Origin of the sequence: Pectobacterium carotovorum (assembly GCF_900129615.1) — a bacterium.
Lineage (GTDB): Bacteria > Pseudomonadota > Gammaproteobacteria > Enterobacterales > Enterobacteriaceae > Pectobacterium > Pectobacterium carotovorum.
Genome location: NZ_FQWI01000004.1, coordinates 263,608 through 284,821 on the forward strand (window position 1 = coordinate 263,608; position 21,214 = coordinate 284,821).

Here is a 21,214-nt window from a genome sequence, read left to right on the forward strand (position 1 = left end):
TTGTAGCGTCGTCGCACAGCCGTATGTCCGACAACGTTGTATTAATTAACCATGAGCCACATGTGTGGCCCGACTGCCTGCCGCTGCACTGACTTCCGCCGCAACCCGTTCGGTTGCATCTGGAATCGCCACTGCGCGGGCTTTTTGCGCCATTGTCAGCAAGGTTGCGCGATCCCAACCGGACAGCACCTCGCTAACAGCCGCCACGCTAAACTGTGGCTGCTCAATAATTTTTGCCGCGCCTGCCTTTTCCAACGGCAGCGCATTCCAGTACTGCTGCCGATCTTTATGTTGGAATGGGACAAACAGCGCCGGTAACCCAGCCGCCGCAATTTCACTGACGGTTAATGCGCCGGAGCGGCACACCACAACATCCGCCCAAGCGTAAGCTCCCGCCATGTCATCAATAAATTCGGTAATCTTGTGCTGCGTCTGTCCAACATCCTGGTAAGTCTGCTGAACGGTTGATAACGCGCCTTTACCGACCTGATGCCAAATCGTCACGCGATCGCCCAACTCTGCCGCCACACCGGGTAGCGTTTGGTTCAGCACTCTTGCGCCCTGACTACCGCCAACAACCAGCACCCTCACAGGGCCTGAGCGATCGGCTAATCGTGTTTCTGGCGCAGGCAACGCCAACACATCGGTTCTTACCGGGTTACCCACGACGTCCGCTTTAGGAAACGCGCCCGGAAATGCCTGCAATACCTTTTTTGCGATATGGGATAACCAGCGGTTGGTCAACCCGGCAATCCCATTCTGCTCATGCAGGACGACCGGAATGCCACACAGCCAGGCTGCCAAGCCGCCGGGGCCGGAAACGTAACCGCCCATACCCAGCACCACATCAGGCTGGTAGCGGCGCATAATCGCCCGCGCCTGACGCACTGCCTGAAAAATACGAATCGGCGCGCTTAACTGCGCCAGAATGCCTTTACCACGCAAGCCAGAAATGCGGATAAAATCAATTTCGATACCATGCTTAGGCACCAAATCGGCTTCCATACGATCCGCCGTACCTAACCAGCGAACCTGCCAGCCCTGCGCCATCAGGTGGTGCGCAACCGCCAGCCCGGGGAAAACATGCCCGCCCGTACCGCCAGCCATCACCATCAAACGCTTGCCTTCGCCACTCATCGGGCACCTCTCGTAAACGCCTGCGCTTTCGTCAGACGCGTTTCAAAATCAATGCGTAACAGCAACACAATCGCCGTCGACATAATCAGCAGGCTAGAACCACCGTAACTGATCAGCGGCAACGTCAGCCCTTTCGTCGGTAGCATCCCCGCCGCCGCGCCTACGTTCACCAGCGTCTGAAAGCTGAACCAGACACCGATAGAACATGCCAGAAAGCCCGAAAAGCGCTGATCGATCTCCAACGCCCGCTTCCCGATAGACATCGCGCGAAAAGCGACGAAGAATATCATTAACAACGCCAAAACCACACCGATATAGCCGAGTTCCTCACCTAAAATAGAGAAAATGAAATCGGTATGTGCTTCCGGCAAATATTCCAGTTTCTGTACTGAATTCCCCAGCCCTTGCCCCCAGAATTCACCGCGCCCAAACGCCATCAGGGATTGCGTTAACTGGTAGCCGCTGCCAAACGGATCGTCCCACGGATTCCAGAAAGACGTCACACGGCGCATACGGTAAGGCTCAGCGACAATCAGCAGGCCAACGGCAAACACGCCACAGCCGATGATTGCCAGAAACTGCCACATCTTGGCGCCAGCCAGAAACAACATCGCCAGCGTCGTAATAAACAGTACAACCACGGTACCGAGGTCAGGCTGCGCCAGCAGCAGCACCGCCAACACCACCATCACGCCCATTGGTTTGCAAAAGCCCCAGAAGTTATTTCGCACTTCTTCAACTTTGCGCACCATGTAGCTGGACAGGTAGCAAAACAGCGCCAGCTTGGATAATTCCGCAGGCTGAATACGCAATGGCCCCAGAGAAATCCAGCGTGAGGCACCGTTAACCGAGCTTCCCACCGCGAGTACCACCAACAACATAACCATGGCGAGCAGTAGCAGCACCGGGCTGTAACGTTGCCATATCTCCATCGGGACACGCAGCGTGATTAACGACAGGCCAAATGCCAACCCCAGATAAATCGCATCACGCTTCGCGAACAGGAACGGGTCGCTAGCAAGGCGCTGCCCAACAGGCATAGAAGCCGACGTCACCATCACAAAACCAATCACGGCCAGCCCAAGCGTCAACCACACCAACGTTCTGTCGTACAGAACCACGCTGAGCGTATCGCTTTCGCGCGTTCCCATCACCCAGCTCTTGATGCGTTCGATAAACGCCAGCCCGAAGAACCGCATCAGCCTAACTCCTCCGCCAGACGAGCGAATTCATCGCCTCGCTGTTCAAAACTGCGGAACTGATCCAGGCTGGCGCAGGCTGGCGACAGCAGCACCATATCGCCCGGCTTAACGCGTTCGGCGATGATGCGCATCGCCTGTTCCATCGTTTCTGTCTGCTCGGCAATGTCCGGACGCAGCGCAGCCAGCTGTTGCCCATCCTGGCCGAAGCAATACACATGAATGTGTTCGCCCTGCAAATACGGCACCAGCGGCGAGAAGTCAGCAGATTTACCGTCACCGCCTAACAGCAGGTGCAGCGTGCCTTCTACCGCCAAACCGCTCAATGCGGCCTCGGTGCTGCCTACATTGGTGGCTTTAGAATCATTGATCCACCGCACACCGTTGCGCTCAAAGGCCATTTGAAAGCGATGAGGCAGCCCAGTAAATGACGTCAACGCCGTCAGCGCAGACGAGCGCGGAATCTTCACGGCATCAGCCAGCGCCAGCGCGGCCAATGCGTTCGTATAATTGTGCTGCCCGACCAGCTTGATTTCACGGGTATTGAGCACACGTTCACCGTCCACCCGCAGCCAGGTTTCTCCCTGCTGGCGGTTAAGATGATAATCGCCGACATCAACCCCAAAGCTGCGGCAGCGTGCATCCGCACCACGAACTGGCATGGTCAGCGCATCATCAGCATTCACAACACACAAATCCGCGTGTTCATAAATACGCAATTTCGCCGCCCGGTACTGCTGTAGACCAAACGGGTAACGGTTGGTGTGATCTTCCGTCACGTTCAGGATGGTTGCCGCAGCAGCGTGCAGGCTACTCGTCGTTTCCAACTGGAAACTCGACAGTTCCAACACATAAAGCTGAGCAGGCTGTTCAAGCAGTTGCAACGCAGGTAGACCAATGTTGCCACCGACCCCCACCTGCCAACCCGCCGCTCGTGCCATTTCGCCGACCAGCGTCGTCACCGTGCTTTTACCGTTAGAACCAGTAATCGCCACAATCGGTGCCTGCGCTTCACGGCAGAACAGTTCGATATCGCCAACGATTTCAATGCCAGCATCGGCGGCGTCACACAGAATCGGCGTTGCCAACGCAACACCGGGGCTGGCGACGATCAAATCCGCACTCATCAACCAGTCTTCATTCAGGCTACCGAGATGTCGCTCCACCTGCTCCGGCAGCTTATCCAGACCCGGCGGACTGATACGGGTATCCACCACGCGCGGTATAACACCACGCGCGAGAAAGAAATCAACACAGGAGAGCCCGGTCAGACCCAACCCGATAATGACGACTTTTTTACCCTGATAGTCCACCATGTCTTACCGTACCTTCAGCGTTGCCAGGCCAATCAGCACCAGCATCAACGAAATAATCCAGAAGCGCACAATCACGCGCGGTTCCGGCCAGCCCTTAAGTTCATAATGATGATGAATTGGCGCCATGCGGAAGATCCGCTGCCCGCGCAACTTAAAGGACCCGACTTGCAAAATCACCGACAGCGTTTCGACCACGAAGACACCGCCCATAATCACTAACAAAAACTCCTGACGCAGCAGGACCGCGATCGTCCCCAACGCGCCGCCCAGCGCCAGAGAACCTACGTCTCCCATGAAGACCTGCGCCGGATAGGTGTTAAACCACAGGAACCCAAGCCCCGCGCCCACAATCGCGGTGCAGACGATCACCAGTTCACTGGCATGACGGATATACGGAATATGCAGATAACCAGCAAAATTCATGTTCCCCGTTGCCCATGCCACCAGCGCAAAGCCTGCGGCAACAAACACAGTCGGCATGATTGCCAAACCATCCAGACCATCAGTCAGGTTTACAGCATTACTGGTGCCGACAATCACAAAGTAGGCCAATGCAACATAGAGCAGGCCCAGTTGCGGCATCACGTCTTTGAAAAACGGCACAACCAGCTGCGTGGCTGGCGTATCTTTGCCGATGGAATACATGGTGAACGCCACCACGAGCGCAATCACTGACTGCCAGAAATATTTCCAGCGGGCAATCAGCCCCTTGGTATCCTTACGGACCACTTTACGGTAGTCATCAACAAACCCGACCGCGCCATAGCCTGCTAACACCAGCAGTACGCACCAGACATACGGGTTCGACAGATTCGCCCACATCAAAACGGAAACGATGATTGCGACGAGGATCATCACGCCCCCCATCGTCGGGGTGCCGCGCTTACTGAAATGTGATTCTGGCCCTTCGTTACGCACAACCTGCCCAATCTGCAAACGCTGCAACCAGGCAATCATATGTGGTCCCATCCATAGGGAAATAACCAATGCGGTCAGCAGGCTGACAATGGCGCGGAACGTCAAATAAGAAAAGACGTTAAAACCGGTATAAAGTTTGGCCAAATGTTCGGCCAGCCATACTAACATTGAGCATTCTCCTGTAATGCATGTACAACCTGCTCCATCGCAGCACTGCGTGAGCCTTTGACCAATACGCTGATGACGTTATGTTCTGACATCAGCACCTTCAAACGTGAAACCAGCGCGGCTTTATCCTGAAAATGCTCACCATTGCCACTGGCAGTGCCGATCAATTCACTCAATGTTCCCACACTCAATACGCGATCAATGCCCGCAGCACGCGCCGCTTCGCCCACTTGGCGATGGCACTCAGGGGCTTCATCCCCTAGCTCGCCCATATCACCAACGACCATCACGCGGTAGCCCGGCATGTCAGCCAATACCTGTGCAGCCGCTGTCATCGAGCCCACATTCGCGTTGTAGCTGTCATCCAGCAGCAACTTGCCCTCAGACAAAGCAATCGGAAACAACCGCCCCGGCACCGCTTGAAGCTGGGATAGACCAGATTTAACGGCTTCCAGCGTTGCTCCGACGGACATTGCCAGCGCGGCCGCTGCCAGTGCGTTAGAAATGTTATGTCGACCGGGTAAAGGCAACAGAATCTGCGTTTTGCCAAATGGCGTGTGAAGAGTGAAACGCGTACCTTGCGCCAAAACGTCTACGTCGCTGGCAAAAAAATCGATATCGCAAGCCGCCTGCGGCGAGAAACGCCACACGGTTTTATGATTAAACATGACCTGCCAGTGCGGGAAATCGTTGCTGTCCGCATTCACGATCGCCACACCGTCTACTGGCAAACCCGCAAAAATCTCACCTTTCGCCTGCGCCACACCGGCCAGTGAGCCAAACCCTTCCAGATGCGCAGCGGCCAGATTATTGACCAGTGCGCTTTCCGGCCGCACTAAATCGGTGGTATAGGCAATCTCACCAATGTGATTCGCCCCTAATTCAATCACCGCAAACTGGTGTTCCGCCGTTAGGCGCAGCAGCGTTAACGGCACACCGATATCGTTGTTGAAGTTACCGGCGGTATACAACACGGAGCCACACTGGCGCAGAATCGCCGCCGTCATCTCTTTAACCGAGGTTTTGCCGGAGGATCCGGTCAGAGCCACAACGCGTGCCGTTGATTGCTGACGAACCCAGGCAGCTAATTGGCCCAACGCCACACGCGTATCGCTCACCAACAGCTGTGGTTCGTCAACGAGTAAGCGCTTACTGACTAAAAGAGCCGCCGCACCGCCTTTCACCGCATCAGCGGCGTAATCGTGCGCATCAAATTTTTCGCCTTTCAGCGCGACAAATAAGCAGCCAGAAGACAGCTTACGCGTATCGGTTGAAACATCTTCAATATCAATGCTTTCGCCAATCAACTGTGCATTCAGCACCGTGGCAAGCTGCTGCAAGGAGACGCGGATCATGCAATCACCCCCAACAGGCGGGCAACGGTGATGCGATCGGAATAATCAAGACGCTGATTGCCAACCAGTTGGTAGTCTTCGTGCCCTTTACCCGCAACCAGAACAACGTCATTTTCCTGTGCCTGCATGATCGCGCTAGTGACCGCTTCAGCACGTCCGTGAATCACCTGAACCCGCCCCGCATCCAGCAGCCCAGAGAGAATATCGGCAACGATCGCCTGAGGCTCTTCACTGCGCGGGTTATCATCAGTCACAACAACGCGGTCGGCCAGCTGTTCTGCAATTCCGCCCATAAGTGGGCGCTTACCTTTATCACGATCGCCACCGCAGCCAAACACGCACCAGAGTTTCCCCTGACAGTGCAAACGCGCCGCTTCAAGCGCTTTTTCCAGCGCGTCTGGCGTGTGAGCGTAATCCACAACGACCGTTGGTTTTCCTTCTGCCTGGAAAACTTCCATGCGGCCACATACAGGTTGCAGCTGAGATCCCGCGATAACCAATTTGTCGAGCGGATAGCCAAGAGACAGCAGCGTTGCCAGCGCCAGCAGCATATTGCTGACGTTAAACGCGCCCATCAGGCGGCTTTCAATTTCGCCGTGTCCCCAGCTTGAATCAAACGCAATCGTGGCACCGTTGTCGTGATAATCAATCTGTGTCGCTTTCAGCCAGCGCCCACGGCAGCCGGGAACCAAATTGTTTTCCATGGTTACAGCAACCGCGTCCGGCAGCTTCGCCAACCAGCGCAGACCGACCTCATCATCAGCATTGATAATCATCTGGCCAACGCGATGCTCACCGAACAGCGCCCATTTGGCCGCTTCGTAGCTTTCCATATCGCCATGGTAATCAAGGTGATCGCGACTCAGGTTAGTGAACACCGCCGCCGCAAACGGCAACGCAGCCACACGATGCTGCACCAGACCGTGGGAGGACACTTCCATTGCGGCGAACGTCGCGCCTTGCTCGACCAGTTGGCTTAACACCTGCTGAACATCGACAGCGGAACCCGTCGTATTTTCTGTCGGAATCGCCCGACCCAATAGGCCATTGCCTACCGTGCCCATCACCGCACTCGTTTCGCCTAATGCCTGGCTCCACTGTGCCAGAAGCTGAGTCGTCGTCGTTTTTCCGTTGGTTCCTGTTACGCCAATCAGCTGTAACTTTTCCGCAGGCTGCTGATAAAAACGGCCTGCCAACGCGGACAGTCTTTGGTTCAGATTGCTGAGATACACCACTGGCACACCGTGCATTTCGCGAACGGTGCCATCAGCGGCCTCACCTTCTGCTTCGGCAACAATCGCTGCTACGCCTTGCGCAATTGCCTGCGGAATATAGCGCCGTCCATCTGCTTTGTGCCCGACAATCGCGACAAACAGATCCCCGGCAGCCGCAACGCGGCTGTCTAATGTCATTTCCCGCAGCGCGCGCGCCGGAGTGTCTTGCACCCACGGCGCAAGTAAATCGCGCAAATTACGATCTGCCACCTGATCCCTCTTCTCTATTAATTACAAACTCGTTTTTGTCGCCCGTCGGCAACGCATCCGGTTCAATATTCATCGTACGCAGAACGCCGCCCATGATGGCGCCAAAGATTGGCGCAGAAACCGCGCCGCCGTAGTACTTCCCTGCCTGCGGATCGTTAATCACGACAACCAGAGCAAAACGTGGGTTACTGGCTGGCGCCACACCCGCCGTGTAGGCAATATATTTGTTGATGTACTTGCCATCTGGGCCAACTTTCTTGGCCGTACCGGTTTTAATCGCGATACGGTAACCTTTGATGGCCGCCTTGGTACCGCCGCCGCCGGGCAGCGCTACGCTTTCCATCATGTGCACTACGGAACGCACCAGCGCTTCAGGGAAGACACGCTCGCCTGGAACGGGTGGATCAACTTTGGTAATCGACAGCGGACGGTAAATACCGAAACTGCCAATCGTGGCGTAGACTCGCGCTAACTGTAACGGCGTTACCATTAGCCCGTAGCCGAAAGAGAAGGTGGCCCTCTCTATGTCAGACCACCGTTGTTTTTGAGGGTATAAGCCACTGCTTTCTCCGACCAACCCCAAATTGGTCGCTTTTCCTAATCCAAAGCGCGCGTAAGTATCTACTAGCGCAGAGGAAGGCATCGCTAACGCCAGCTTAGATACGCCAACGTTACTCGATTTCTGAAGCACGCCCGTCAGCGTCAATTCGCTATAACGCGCTACGTCTTTGATTTCATGACCATTGACGTAATACGGCAGGGTGCTGAGTACACTGTTTTCTTTCACGACACCGCGCTGTAGCGCCGTCATCACCACCATTGGTTTAACGGTAGAGCCGGGCTCGAAGATGTCGGTAATCGCGCGGTTACGCATAATGTCTTGCGGCGTACCCGCCAAATTGTTCGGGTTATAAGACGGGCTATTCGCCATCGCCAGCACTTCGCCAGTATTCACATCGACCAGTACGGCCGTTCCTGACTCCGCTTTGTTAAAGGCAACTGCGTTATTGAGTTCACGGTAAACCAGCGCCTGCAAGCGTTCATCAATACTGAGCGCCAGATTGTGTGCGGCCTGGCTGTCAACGGAAGAGATATCTTCAATCACGCGGCCAAACCGGTCTTTACGCACGGTTCGTTCACCGGGTTGCCCGGTCAGCCAGCGGTCAAAACTTTTCTCAACGCCTTCAATACCCTGTCCATCGATATTGGTGAAGCCAATGAGGTGAGAGGTAACTTGTCCAGAAGGATAGTATCGGCGAGACTCCTGCCGCAGATTGATGCCCGGCAGCTTCAGCTTATGGATATATTCACCAATGGCTGGATTCACCTGACGAGCCAGATAAACGAAGCGACCTTTAGGGTTAGCATTGATCTTCGTTGCCAACTGATCCAACGGAATATCGAGCGCATCAGACAGTGCTTTCCAGCGCGTATCCAACGTAATACCGCCACGATCGTTCACTTCTTTCGGATCGGCCCAGACGGCATTCACCGGTACGCTGACGGCCAAAGGACGACCCGCGCGATCGCTAATCATACCGCGTGCCGTTGGCACTTCCTGCACGCGCAGAGAACGCATATCCCCTTCGCGCACCAGTTTGTCTGGGTTGATGACCTGAAGATAAGCCGCACGCGCCATCAAGCCAACCATCGCAAGCAGGATACAGCCGCAAAGCAACGCAAAACGCCAGCTAACAAAGCTGGCTTGATCTTCCTGGCGCTTTAACTTTCCTGTACGGGCTGCTTTCATGCTTAGCTGGTTGCCTATTTAGTTCATTGCTTAACCACAATGTTTTCCTGTGACGGATCAACGTGCCCCATTTGCAGTTTTTCCGTCGCGATCCGCTCCACGCGGCTATGATCCCCTAGTGAGTTTTCCTCCAGGATCAGGTTTCTCCATTCGATATCCAACGCATCACGCTCCAGCAGAAGCTGTTCGCGTTCTGCCGTCAGCAGACGTGTCTTATGCGCCGTGGTGACCACAAAGACCGCAGAGACCAGCACGGCAATCAGCAGCAGCACCGGGAGTTTTGCATTACGCAGCAAATCCTCACCGATGACGCCGACCAGAGTGTGCCGCTCGTTACCGATCACGCTGGCAGTCTCTCAGCGAAGCGCAGAACTGAACTGCGCGCGCGTGGGTTTTCTGCAACTTCTTCTTCCGAAGGCATCAGTTTCTTGCCGACAGCTTTTAACGTCTGTCCGCCCTGACTGCGCAGTTGCTCTTCCGTTAACGGCAGGCCAGCCGGCACCTGTGGTCCACGGCTCTGATGGCGAATAAACCGTTTCACAATCCGATCTTCTAACGAGTGGAAGCTGATCACCGACAGACGGCCCTGCGGAGCCAGTACGCTCAGTGCGCCTTCTAATGCACGTTCGATCTCTTCCAGTTCGCTATTGATGTAAATGCGGATCGCCTGAAAACTGCGCGTTGCCGGATGCTTATGCTTTTCTCTAATTGGGCTGGCGGCAGCGATCAATTCAGCGAGTTCTTTTGTCCGTGTCATCGGATCGAGACGATTACGCTCCACAATGGCGCGGGCAATACGCTTGGCAAAACGCTCTTCGCCGAACGTTTTCAAGACCCAGACAATGTCGTCAGCTTCCGCTTTCATCAGCCATTCAGCAGCGGATAAGCCACGTGTCGGATCCATACGCATATCCAGTGGGCCATCGCGCATAAATGAGAACCCACGTTCAGGGTCATCAAGCTGAGGAGAAGAAACGCCAAGATCGAGCAGAACGCCATCGATCTGCCCGGTCAGTCCGAGTTCCGCGACATACTCCGCCATCGCGGAAAACGGCCCGTGAATAATAGAGAAACGAGGATCGTCAATCGCCCTGGCGGCTTCAATAGCCTGAGGATCGCGATCGATAGCTAACAGGCGCCCTTCCGGCCCCAGTTGGGAAAGAATCAGACGAGAATGACCACCACGGCCAAATGTGCCGTCGATGTATATGCCGCCGCTGCGAATGTTCAGGCCATTTACTGCCTCATCCAACAGGACGGTGGTATGTTTATAATTTTCCAGCATGGCTATAGCGATAGGTCCTGCAACCGCTCAGACAAAGGTTCCTGAGTCGATTGTTCAGCGTCAATATCATCCCTGACCTGTTGATACCAAGTCTGTTCATCCCACAGTTCAAACTTGTTGAACTGCCCGACTAGCATCACTTCTTTTTTGAGGTCCGCATGCTGCCTTAACGTATTCGCAATCAACAAACGCCCTGCACTATCCATTTGGCACTCGCTGGCATGCCCCAATAACAAACGCTGAACACGACGTTCAGCAGGGTTCATGCTCGACAAGCGCGATAGCTTTTGTTCAATAATTTCCCATTCAGGTAAGGGATAAAGCAGCAGGCATGGCTGATGCAGATCAATGGTGCAAACCATTTGACCTTGCGATTCCCCGTTCAGCATTTCCCGATATCGGGTAGGCACAGCAAGGCGCCCTTTACTGTCGAGGTTAACCAGCGTAGCCCCACGAAACATACCTGAGTTACCCCTCCATAACCTTTTTCACCACTTTACCCCACAAAATCCCACCTTTAAGAGTGTACGGAGGGTATGAAAACCTTGTCAAGCCAGAGCTGGCGCGCTTTGGGATTATTCCTGAATGAATTGGGGCCGTCATAGAGGTAAAAGGAATAAGGAGTCAGAATTAACAAAGATTAACATCATGATAATTTGAGAAAAATTCATAGCGGAACGGGAATATTGCAAACATATAGCCACCAACTCCGGCATATCGATTATTTTTATTGTCACACGCTGATACCAAAGGTAGCGGTTTTCAGAATAGTCTTACCAGGCCAAACACCTTGAATACCAAGGCCTACACAAGCCCGCAGCATCATACAGTAGCTGTTAACATCTGCTCAATGTCACATTTTTAACATCAATATCGCCGATTCTTCCTTAATCAGCCGATTTACGTTAATTGGTGCCCCTCCCGACGAATGCAGTTTCCTGAAAAAAAGCAGGCTCAAGAAACGGACCGAATAAATTGAGCGCACACCAACCCCAAAGACGCATTAAAAACGGGGCACCACAAGCAACCCTGTTTTATCGGTCATCTACTCACTTCCTTTAATGCTTTAACGCAATTCCTTACCGCGCAGAAAGGCTTTTCCCAAAAAACCATAACGGCTTGTTTTTAAAAAATTTTAAATCCCTTGTCGCGATAAAAAAACGGGAAAATTACCGGACAAACATAAAGTAGCGGGAAAGTATAAAAAACACTCACAAATAAATATTTTTACCTAGTACAAAGCCAATCATGCAGTGATGTAAACTACACAAACAAAATAAGGCATGACAAAAAACCACACCAAACCATTACGCCAGTTTATCCGCCCTAAGAATGGAGCAACCAAGAATGTTTTCCCCGACGTCACGATTGCGAAGTGCCACCGCAGATACCTTTGCGCTCGTTGTCTATTGTTTCATCACCGGCATGGCAATTGAAATCATGCTTTCCGGTATGAGCGTCGAGCAATCGCTGTCTTCACGCTTGTTGTCGATCCCCGTTAATATTGCTATTGCCTGGCCGTATGGGCTTTACCGCGATCGCGTATTGAATATGGCCAGACGTCACGGTGGCGATCATTTCCTGGTGCGCAGCGTTGCCGATCTGTTTGCCTATGTCAGTTTCCAATCCCCCGTTTACGCCATCATTCTCTGGTCTATCGGGGCGAACCCCGCGCAAATCCTGACCGCCGTCACCAGTAATTTGGTGGTGTCGATGGTGACGGGCGTGATATATGGCTACTTTCTGGAATATTGCCGTCGGCTATTCCGGGTCGCATTGCCATAAAAGAGAATTGAGGCAGGGTAAGGAAGAGGCGCCATAGCAATCTATGGCGCAAAAAGCAGGTAGAGATTACGCGCGGCTCAAAGAACCACGACGATACAGATTGCGCCGGATACGATTCAAACCAGGTTTCGGCCTTTTCGGCTCATCCAGACTGGCCAGCACCAATTCCAGTACGCGCTCCGCGACTTCACGATGGCGCTGAGCGACAGACAATACCGGGCACTCCAGATAATCCAACAGCTCATTATCCCCAAAGGTCGCAATGGCCAAATTATTCGGCAAACGCCCGTTAATCTTCAGGTTGACGTCCATCACTCCCTGCAATAACGGGAATGAGGTGGTGAATAACGCTTCGGGCATAGGATTATCTTTCAAATAATCCATAAACGCGGCAGCAGAAGCCACACGTTCATAGCTATTGGAATAAAGGTAATTCACTTCACGCGGATCGCCCGCCCACGCCTGACGGAACCCTTGCTCACGCAAGAAACTGACGGAAAGCTCAGGCAAGGCACCAAGATAAAGTACCGATTTCGCAGGCACCTTCCTTAATTCCTGCGCCAGCATTTCAGCATCTTCAAGATCGGCACCCACCACGCTGGTGAAGTGCTCACGATCTAACGCCCTGTCTAACGCAATAATCGGCAGGCTGCCGTTTATCCAACGCTGATAAAACGGGTGCTCCGGCGGTAATGCGGTAGAAACAATAATCGCGTCAACCTGGCGCTGTAACAGATGCTCAATACACCGCATCTCGTTGTCCGGCTGATCTTCTGAACACGCAATTAATAGCTGATATCCGCGCTGTCTGGCCTGACGCTCCAGATAATTAGCAATGCGTGTATAGCTGGTATTTTCCAAATCGGGAATAACCAAACCAATTGAACGCGTACGCCCGGCACGTAATCCAGCCGCGACGGCGTTGGGATGATAATTGTGCTCCCTGACGACAGCCATGACTTTCTCAACGGTCTTATCGCTGACGCGATATTGTTTCGCTTTCCCGTTAATGACATAGCTGGCTGTCGTGCGTGAAACACCCGCAAGACGCGCGATTTCATCCAGTTTCACGGTAACCCCTTAGTAGGCCGGAAAATAAGTAGGCCGGCTCAATAAATAGTGTGATGACCATAAAATCATCATGGATATGGCGTAGATCTAACAGCAGAAGCTTTTGTACGGCAACTGCTTTTATCACGTTACCCACATATTTCAAGCTGCCATATCAATAATGGATGTCTTTTAAGCTGAATATATTGTGTTTATATAAGATAAGGGAAATAAAAAGGCCCGATACTATTATCGGGCCTCTTAAAAGAAAAAGCAGCGAAAAGTCGATTAACGCATGATTTTATCGCCGCGCGATACGCCGACGATACCAGAGCGCGCCACTTCAACAATTTCGGAGACTTCACGCACGGCGCTGAGGAATGCATCCAGTTTATCGCTGGTGCCAGCAAGCTGTACAGTATAAAGCGAAGAGGTGACATCCACGATCTGACCGCGGAAAATATCGGCGCAGCGTTTCACTTCTTCACGACCATATCCTGTCGCCTGTAGCTTCACCAACATGATCTCACGCTCAACGTGCGCTCCCTGCCCCAGCTCGCTGACGCGCAGGACATCCACCAGCTTGTGCAGTTGCTTTTCGATCTGCTCCAGCACTTTCTCATCGCCTACCGTCTGGATAGTCATACGAGATAGCGTTGGGTCTTCGGTTGGCGCTACCGTCAGGCTTTCGATGTTGTAGCCGCGCTGTGAAAACAGACCGACGACACGTGACAAGGCGCCTGATTCATTCTCAAGTAATACTGATAAAATCCGCCGCATGATCAGGTCCTCTCCGTTTTGCTCAACCACATTTCGTCCATCGCCCCGCCGCGAATCTGCATGGGGTAAACATGCTCGCTGCTGTCGATGTTGATATCAACAAACACCAGACGATCTTTCTGCGCCAGCGCTTGCAACAGCTTACTTTCCAGTTCGTCCGGCGTATCGATAGAAATCCCGACGTGACCGTACGCTTCAGCCAGCTTGACGAAATCCGGTAGCGATTCCATGTAAGAACTGGAATGGCGGCCAGAGTAGATCATGTCCTGCCACTGCTTCACCATGCCGAGGAAACGGTTGTTCAGGTTGATCACCACAACCGGCAAATCATATTGCAGCGCCGTAGAAAGCTCCTGAATATTCATCTGAATACTGCCGTCGCCCGTTACGCAAATGACTGTTTCTTCCGGCAGCGCAAGCTTGATACCCAATGCCGCAGGCAGGCCAAAGCCCATCGTGCCCAGCCCACCGGAGTTCACCCAGCGGCGCGGTAAATCGAACGGATAATACAGCGCGGCGAACATCTGGTGCTGGCCGACGTCCGATGCCACATAAGCTTTGCCTTCGGTCAGTCGGTGCAGCGTTTCAATCACCGCCTGCGGTTTAATCTTGTCGCCTTCGGTGCTGTATTTCAGACAGTGACGCCCACGCCATTGCTCAATACCCTGCCACCAGTCGCGCAGCGCATCAAACTGCTGCGGTGCGCCATCTTGTTCCAGTAGCTCCAGCATCAGGCTTAGCACCTGTTTAGCATCGCCCACGATAGGGATATCGGCATTTACCGTTTTGGAAATCGACGCGGGATCGATATCAATATGCAATACCGTCGCATTCGGACAGTACTTTGCCAGATTGTTCGTCGTACGGTCGTCGAAGCGAACCCCTACGGCGAAAATCACATCGGCGTTATGCATTGCCATGTTGGCTTCATACGTCCCGTGCATCCCCAACATGCCGAGGCATTGGCGGTGCGTTCCGGGAAAACCGCCCAGCCCCATCAGAGAGGTTGTCACTGGCAGGTTAAGTTTTTCCGCCAGCGTCAGCAGTTCTTCGTGGCACTCCGCGTTAATCACACCGCCACCGCTGTAGATAATCGGCTTTTCTGCTGCCAACAGGGTTTGCAGCGCGCGACGAATCTGCCCTTTGTGCCCTTGAACCGTTGGGCTGTAGGAACGCATGCTGATGCTTTCGGGATAAACGTACGGCAGCTTATTCGCCGGATTCATGATGTCTTTCGGCAGATCGACCACCACAGGCCCCGGACGTCCGGTTGATGCCAGATAAAATGCTTTTTTCAGGATCGTCGGGACATCTTCCGCTTTCTTGACCAGAAAACTGTGCTTAACGATAGGCCGGGAAATCCCCACCGTGTCGCATTCCTGAAAGGAATCGTAGCCAATCAGCGAAGTTGCAACCTGACCGGACAACACCACCATAGGAATGGAGTCCATATAGGCAGTCGCGATACCGGTAATCGCGTTGGTCGCACCGGGACCGGACGTGACCAGCACGACGCCGACCTCACCCGTCGCACGCGCATAGCCATCCGCCATATGTACCGCACCTTGCTCATGCCGCACCAAAATATGCTCGATACCGCCAACCGTATGCAGGGCGTCGTAAATATCCAGCACCGCACCGCCCGGATAACCGAACACATGTTTTACGCCCTGATCGATCAACGATCGGACCACCATTTCGGCGCCTGACAACATCTCCATGGGTCTGCCTCTTTTGTTCAGAAAGCGGAATCCGCTTCTGTATTGACCGGGGAAATCCCCGCGCTCACATTGTATTAATACTGTTAACTTTTAGTACAAGAATACGAAATTTTATAGGGATTACTGATAACCCATTAACATAACGCCAGATTATGACGCAGACAAACGGCAAAAAACCACCGCCCTTAATCAGGCCTAGGGGCAATCGAACGTGAGGGAAAAAGGAACTGAGATAAAATACTAACTGGGAACCTTCAGACCTGAGAGATCGTCCATAAAGGCTATAAATTACAGAGTGAAATATTGAGGCCGAAAATCACATTTCTTTTCAGGAAACGCGCTTTTCGGCCTACGACAGCATCAAGACTCTGCGTACATCGCATCAATTTCCAGTTGGTAACGCTGGTTGATGATCTTTCTGCGCAGTTTGAGCGTTGGCGTCAATTCCCCTTCCGCCATCGAAAACGGTACAGGCAACAGCGTGAATTTCTTCACTTGCTCAACGCGGGAAAGCTCCTTCTGCATCTCCCGCAGGCGCTGTTCAAACAGCTCAATAATATGGCTGTGGCGCAGCAGCTCCAGACGATCGTGATATTTCAGATTGATGGAGTGAGCGTATTCTTCCAGCGCCTCGAAACAGGGAACAATCAGCGCAGACACGTACTTACGCGTGTCCGCAATAATCGCAACCTGTTCAATGAAGCGATCCTGCCCCAACGTGCCTTCCAGATGCTGCGGTGCAATATATTTACCGCCCGAAGTTTTCATCAGATCTTTCAATCGTTCGGTAATAAACAGGTTACCGTTGGCATCCAGTTCCCCCGCATCGCCGGTTTTCAACCATCCGTCTTCGGTAAAGGTTTCTGCGGTTTCCTGCGGACGGTGGAAATAACCTCGCATGATGGTTGCACCGCGTACCTGAATCTCTTTTTCCTCACCAATGCGGACCTCAATGCCCGGCAGCGGCGTACCAATAGAGCCTAAGCGGAAGCGGCCCTCTTCCCAGCAGGAAACCGTCGCGCAGGTTTCAGTCATGCCGTAGCCATAGATGATGCGAATCCCAATCGACCGGAAAAACAGAATGATGTTGTCATCCAGTCGCGCGCCCGCAGCTGGCATAAAGCGAATCTCGCCCCCCAGCAGTTGGCGCAGTTTCCCTAACACCAGTCGGTCTGCATAGCGATGCATCACGCGGCGGAAAAGACCGCCCTTCTTCGCGGCCTGGCTAGCCAGAAAAGCGTGTTGCCCCTGCGCAAGAGCCCAGTTAAATAGACGCTGGCGATACCACGGTGCCTGCGCCACTTTTTCATGGATCGCGCTGTAAACTTTCTCATAAAAACGCGGCACGGCACACATCACGGTAGGCTTCACCGCCTGCATCGCGGCACGCACCAGATTCGTATCGCTGAGGTACACGTTCTGCGCGCCACGGTGCATAATGACAAAGCTCCATGCGCGCTCAAATACGTGAGAAAGCGGCAAGAAACAGAGCGATACGTCGTTTTCTGACATATCCAGACGATCGTCGTGCAGCTTTAGCTGCATTGCCATGTTGGTGTAATCCAGCATGACGCCTTTCGGTTCACCCGTCGTGCCAGAGGTATAAATCAGCGTAAACAGATCGTTGAGATCGCGGCTGTCGATGCGCGTTTGCCATTCCTCACGCCAGAAATCGTCTACCGCCTGCGCTTCAAACTCGCACAGGGATTGCACAATGTCGCTGCCGCGCAGGTTAACACCTTCATCCATCACGATGATGTTTCGCAGCTGTGGGCAGGTATCGCGCAGCGCCAGCAGCGCATCCAACTGTTCCTGACCGCCAACGAATATCGTACGGATGTCCGCATCATTGATGATAAATGCCGCCTGTGCCGCCGTATTCGTGGCATAGATTGGCACGCTGATCGCACGCAGGTGCAGCAGTGCCAGATCGGCCAGCGACCAGTTCATTGAATTATGAGAGAAAATCGCAACCCGTTCCTGAACATCCAGCCCCAGCGCTAAGAGCGCGCTGGCAATGCGCTGAATGCGCTGCCCGGCCTGTGTCCAGGTGAGCTGCTGTTCGCCCGCAGGCGTCCACTCACGCAACGTAATACGGCCTGCGCAGTGATTGATTTGATCTTGGACCCGGTGCACCACATGGTATGGCTGTAAATGATTATTCATCTGTAAAAGAATTTCTAAGGGGGAAGAATTTGACAGCATTTCAGCGTACAGCTGTACATTATTTGGCGTGCAGTCTACCGTCATTGTTCAAAACCGCAACGATCTTTCGTTCATTCGGCGCAGGCTATCGCTGGTTTACTTGACGCATGTCACACCAATCAAAAGTTGACATAACCCTGATAATCGCGTACCAATAAAGGAACACCGAATTTCAGATGACGAGACACCATGTTCAACTTTACTGTCCTACTAGGCCTACTACTAAACGCATCCTTCTTGCGCGGTAGGTTTGTGGGCAGAGTTCAGAACTAAGTTTCTCGCCACACGATACAAAAACCCGCGCCGATGCGCGGGTTTTTTTTTACTCGCCGAGCGCTAAGTACAAGTAGACACGACAAGGAACTAAACCGATGAGCGAGCAAGTCATTATTTTTGATACCACATTACGCGATGGTGAACAGGCTTTACAGGCGAGTCTGAGCGTAAAAGAAAAGCTGCAAATTGCCTTTGCCCTAGAGCGTATGGGCGTTGATGTCATGGAAGTTGGCTTCCCCGTGTCCTCTCCCGGCGACTTTGAATCCGTTCAGACGATTGCCCGCAACATCAAAAATAGTCGTGTGTGCGGCCTGACACGCTGTGTTGAGAAAGATATCGATGTCGCCGCAGAAGCACTGCGTGTCGCAGAAGCGTTCCGTATTCACACCTTTATCGCGACCTCACCGATGCACATCGCCACCAAGCTGCGCAGCACGCTGGATGAAGTGATCGAACGCGCCATTTACATGATCAAACGCGCGCGTAACTACACAGACGACGTTGAATTTTCCTGCGAAGATGCGGGCCGTACGCCAATCCCAGACCTGTGTCGCGTGGTTGAAGCCGCCATCAACGCCGGTGCTCGCACGATTAATATCCCAGACACCGTCGGCTACACCATGCCGCATGAGTTCGGCAATATCATCGCCTCTCTGTACCAACATGTTCCCAATATCGATAAAGCCATCATTTCTGTTCACACTCACGACGATCTGGGTTTGGCCGTCGGCAACGCCATGGCAGCGGTACATGCAGGCGCTCGTCAGGTAGAAGGCACACTGAACGGTATCGGCGAGCGTGCGGGTAACTGTTCACTGGAAGAAGTCATCATGGCGATCAAAACCCGCCATAACATCCTGAATGTGCACACCAACATCAATCATCAGGAAATCTACCGTACCAGCCAGTTGGTCAGCCAGATTTGCAATATGCCCATTCCTGCCAACAAAGCGGTTGTGGGTGCCAACGCCTTCGCTCACTCCTCTGGTATTCACCAGGATGGCGTGCTGAAGAACCGTGAAAACTACGAAATCATGACACCGGAATCCATCGGTCTGAAAGAAGTACAGTTGAACCTGACTTCCCGTTCTGGTCGCGCGGCGGTGAAACACCGCATGGAAGAGATGGGCTATCAGGACAGCGACTACAATCTGGACGATTTGTACTCTGCCTTCCTGAAACTGGCGGATAAGAAAGGTCAGGTCTTTGATTACGATCTGGAAGCATTGGCCTTTATCAGCCGTCAGCAGGAAGAACCTGAGTTCTACCATCTGGATTATTTCAGCGTTCAGTCCGGCTCCAGCGTGATGGCAACCGCCTCTGTCAAACTGATCTGCGGCGAAGAAACCCAGTCAGAAGCCGCGACAGGCAATGGCCCGGTGGATGCCGTTTATCAGGCGATCAACCGCATTACGGGTTATCAGGTTTCGCTGGTTAAATACCAACTGACCGCCAAAGGTCAGGGCCGTGATGCGCTGGGTCAGGTTGATATTGTCGCGGACTATCAAGGGCGTCGTTTCCACGGCGTCGGTCTGGCAACGGATATCGTTGAATCTTCCGCGCAGGCAATGGTAAATGTATTAAACAATATCAAACGTGCTCAGCAGGTAGAAAAAGAAATTCAACGTCTGCAGCAGCACAGTAACCAACAACAAAACGATAGCAAACAACAAAACAGTCAGGAAACAGTGTGATGACAAAGAGCTACCATATCGCCGTTTTACCCGGAGACGGCATTGGCCCAGAAGTAATGGCGCAGGCCCATAAAGTACTGGATGCGGTACGTCAGCGTTTTGGCATCCGCATTACCACCAGCGAATATGACGTCGGCGGTATCGCCATTGACCGTCAGGGCACGCCGCTACCGCAGGCGACCGTCGCAGGTTGTGAGCAGGCCGATGCGATTCTGTTCGGTTCCGTTGGCGGCCCGAAATGGGAACACCTGCCACCGGCAGAGCAGCCGGAGCGCGGTGCGTTATTGCCTCTGCGTAAACACTTCAAACTGTTCAGCAACCTGCGTCCTGCGCGTCTGTATCAGGGGCTGGAAGCGTTTTGCCCACTGCGTAGCGACATCGCCGCCAAAGGCTTTGATATCCTGTGCGTCCGCGAACTGACGGGCGGCATCTACTTCGGCCAGCCAAAAGGGCGTGAAGGTAGCGGCCAGTATGAACGTGCTTTCGATACCGAGGTCTATCACCGTTTCGAGATTGAGCGCATCGCGCACATCGCGTTTGAATCCGCCCGTAAACGTCGCAGCATCGTGACCTCTATCGATAAAGCCAACGTGCTGCAAAGCTCGATTCTGTGGCGCGAGATCGTCAACGAAGTCGCCAAAGACTATCCGGATGTGAAGCTGTCCCACCTGTATATCGATAACGCGACAATGCAATTAATTAAGGATCCGTCTCAGTTTGACGTGATGCTGTGTTCTAACCTGTTCGGTGACATTCTGTCCGACGAGTGCGCCATGATTACCGGCTCAATGGGCATGCTGCCTTCTGCCAGCCTGAACGAGCAAGGCTTTGGCCTGTATGAACCGGCTGGCGGTTCCGCACCAGATATCGCCGGTAAAGATATTGCCAACCCGATTGCACAGATTCTGTCGCTGGCGCTGCTGCTGCGCTACAGCCTGGGTGCAGACGATGCCGCAGAGGCGATCGAAAAAGCCGTTAATACCGCACTGGCTGAAGGCTATCGCACTGCCGATTTGGCAAGCACCGGCAGCGCGATCGGTACCAATGAAATGGGCGACGTGATTGCGCGTTTTGTCGCGCAAGGGGCATAA

The 21,214-nt window shown here is 53.3% G+C and carries 17 protein-coding genes; 3 read left to right on the forward strand and 14 right to left on the reverse strand.

Annotated features, from left to right (window positions below; translation table 11 throughout):
* Positions 1 to 45: 45 nt before the first annotated feature.
* Genes murG through mraZ form a run of 10 tightly spaced genes read right to left on the reverse strand, consistent with a single transcriptional unit; the run spans position 46 to position 11,073 of the window.
* A complete protein-coding gene (gene murG, locus BUB06_RS10830; RefSeq protein WP_039470048.1) occupies positions 46 to 1,137 on the reverse strand; it encodes an undecaprenyldiphospho-muramoylpentapeptide beta-N-acetylglucosaminyltransferase in 1,092 nt (363 codons plus the stop codon).
* The gene (gene ftsW, locus BUB06_RS10835) at positions 1,134 to 2,336 is read right to left on the reverse strand and encodes a cell division protein FtsW (protein ID WP_010298016.1); all 1,203 of its coding nucleotides are present in this window, start codon (positions 2,334 to 2,336) and stop codon (positions 1,134 to 1,136) included. The genes murG and ftsW overlap by 4 nt, the downstream gene beginning before the upstream one ends.
* Positions 2,336 to 3,652, reverse strand: coding sequence for a UDP-N-acetylmuramoyl-L-alanine--D-glutamate ligase (murD, locus tag BUB06_RS10840; RefSeq protein ID WP_039470047.1), 1,317 nt, complete (start codon positions 3,650 to 3,652; stop codon positions 2,336 to 2,338). The genes ftsW and murD overlap by 1 nt, the downstream gene beginning before the upstream one ends.
* 3 nt (positions 3,653 to 3,655) lie before the next feature.
* Positions 3,656 to 4,738 (reverse strand): phospho-N-acetylmuramoyl-pentapeptide-transferase, encoded by a 1,083-nt coding sequence (gene mraY / locus BUB06_RS10845; protein WP_010298023.1) that lies wholly within the window; start codon positions 4,736 to 4,738, stop codon positions 3,656 to 3,658.
* Positions 4,732 to 6,093 carry a UDP-N-acetylmuramoyl-tripeptide--D-alanyl-D-alanine ligase gene (gene murF, locus BUB06_RS10850; RefSeq protein WP_039470046.1) on the reverse strand — a complete coding sequence of 454 codons (1,362 nt, stop codon included), beginning with the start codon at positions 6,091 to 6,093 and terminating at the stop codon, positions 4,732 to 4,734. Before murF ends, mraY begins: the two co-directional genes overlap by 7 nt.
* Positions 6,090 to 7,577 (reverse strand): UDP-N-acetylmuramoyl-L-alanyl-D-glutamate--2,6-diaminopimelate ligase, encoded by a 1,488-nt coding sequence (murE, locus tag BUB06_RS10855; RefSeq protein WP_039470044.1) that lies wholly within the window; start codon positions 7,575 to 7,577, stop codon positions 6,090 to 6,092. Before murE ends, murF begins: the two co-directional genes overlap by 4 nt.
* Positions 7,564 to 9,327: a peptidoglycan glycosyltransferase FtsI gene (locus BUB06_RS10860; protein ID WP_010298031.1), complete on the reverse strand. Its 1,764-nt coding sequence runs from the start codon at positions 9,325 to 9,327 to the stop codon at positions 7,564 to 7,566. Before BUB06_RS10860 ends, murE begins: the two co-directional genes overlap by 14 nt.
* A 23-nt stretch (positions 9,328 to 9,350) precedes the next feature.
* Complete coding sequence (gene ftsL / locus BUB06_RS10865; protein WP_039470042.1) at positions 9,351 to 9,671, reverse strand: cell division protein FtsL; 321 nt, start codon at positions 9,669 to 9,671, stop codon at positions 9,351 to 9,353.
* Positions 9,668 to 10,612, reverse strand: a complete 945-nt coding sequence (rsmH, locus tag BUB06_RS10870; RefSeq protein WP_010298040.1) for a 16S rRNA (cytosine(1402)-N(4))-methyltransferase RsmH — start codon at positions 10,610 to 10,612, stop codon at positions 9,668 to 9,670. The genes ftsL and rsmH overlap by 4 nt, the downstream gene beginning before the upstream one ends.
* Before the next feature lie 2 nt (positions 10,613 to 10,614).
* Positions 10,615 to 11,073, reverse strand: a complete 459-nt coding sequence (mraZ, locus tag BUB06_RS10875) for a division/cell wall cluster transcriptional repressor MraZ (protein WP_010298042.1) — start codon at positions 11,071 to 11,073, stop codon at positions 10,615 to 10,617.
* A gap of 886 nt (positions 11,074 to 11,959) precedes the next feature.
* On the opposite strand from mraZ, the gene BUB06_RS10880 reads away from it, so the two are divergent.
* Positions 11,960 to 12,397, forward strand: a complete 438-nt coding sequence (locus BUB06_RS10880) for an L-alanine exporter AlaE (RefSeq protein WP_010298045.1) — start codon at positions 11,960 to 11,962, stop codon at positions 12,395 to 12,397.
* 66 nt (positions 12,398 to 12,463) lie between these two features.
* Here BUB06_RS10880 and cra read toward each other — a convergent pair whose 3' ends face one another.
* The 4 genes from cra to BUB06_RS10900 form a co-directional block, all read right to left on the reverse strand.
* Complete coding sequence (gene cra, locus BUB06_RS10885) at positions 12,464 to 13,468, reverse strand: catabolite repressor/activator (RefSeq protein WP_010298048.1); 1,005 nt, start codon at positions 13,466 to 13,468, stop codon at positions 12,464 to 12,466.
* A gap of 267 nt (positions 13,469 to 13,735) precedes the next feature.
* A complete protein-coding gene (gene ilvN / locus BUB06_RS10890; protein ID WP_010298051.1) occupies positions 13,736 to 14,227 on the reverse strand; it encodes an acetolactate synthase small subunit in 492 nt (163 codons plus the stop codon).
* A 2-nt stretch (positions 14,228 to 14,229) separates the two neighbouring features.
* Positions 14,230 to 15,948 (reverse strand): acetolactate synthase 3 large subunit, encoded by a 1,719-nt coding sequence (gene ilvI / locus BUB06_RS10895; protein WP_039470039.1) that lies wholly within the window; start codon positions 15,946 to 15,948, stop codon positions 14,230 to 14,232.
* Between the two features lie 360 nt (positions 15,949 to 16,308).
* The gene (locus tag BUB06_RS10900) at positions 16,309 to 18,114 is read right to left on the reverse strand and encodes an AMP-dependent synthetase/ligase (RefSeq protein ID WP_039470967.1); all 1,806 of its coding nucleotides are present in this window, start codon (positions 18,112 to 18,114) and stop codon (positions 16,309 to 16,311) included.
* Between the two features lie 410 nt (positions 18,115 to 18,524).
* Here BUB06_RS10900 and leuA point away from each other — a divergent pair, with 410 nt between their 5' ends.
* Positions 18,525 to 20,123 carry a 2-isopropylmalate synthase gene (leuA, locus tag BUB06_RS10905; RefSeq protein WP_010298061.1) on the forward strand — a complete coding sequence of 533 codons (1,599 nt, stop codon included), beginning with the start codon at positions 18,525 to 18,527 and terminating at the stop codon, positions 20,121 to 20,123.
* Positions 20,123 to 21,214, forward strand: coding sequence for a 3-isopropylmalate dehydrogenase (gene leuB / locus BUB06_RS10910; RefSeq protein ID WP_039470037.1), 1,092 nt, complete (start codon positions 20,123 to 20,125; stop codon positions 21,212 to 21,214). The genes leuA and leuB overlap by 1 nt, the downstream gene beginning before the upstream one ends.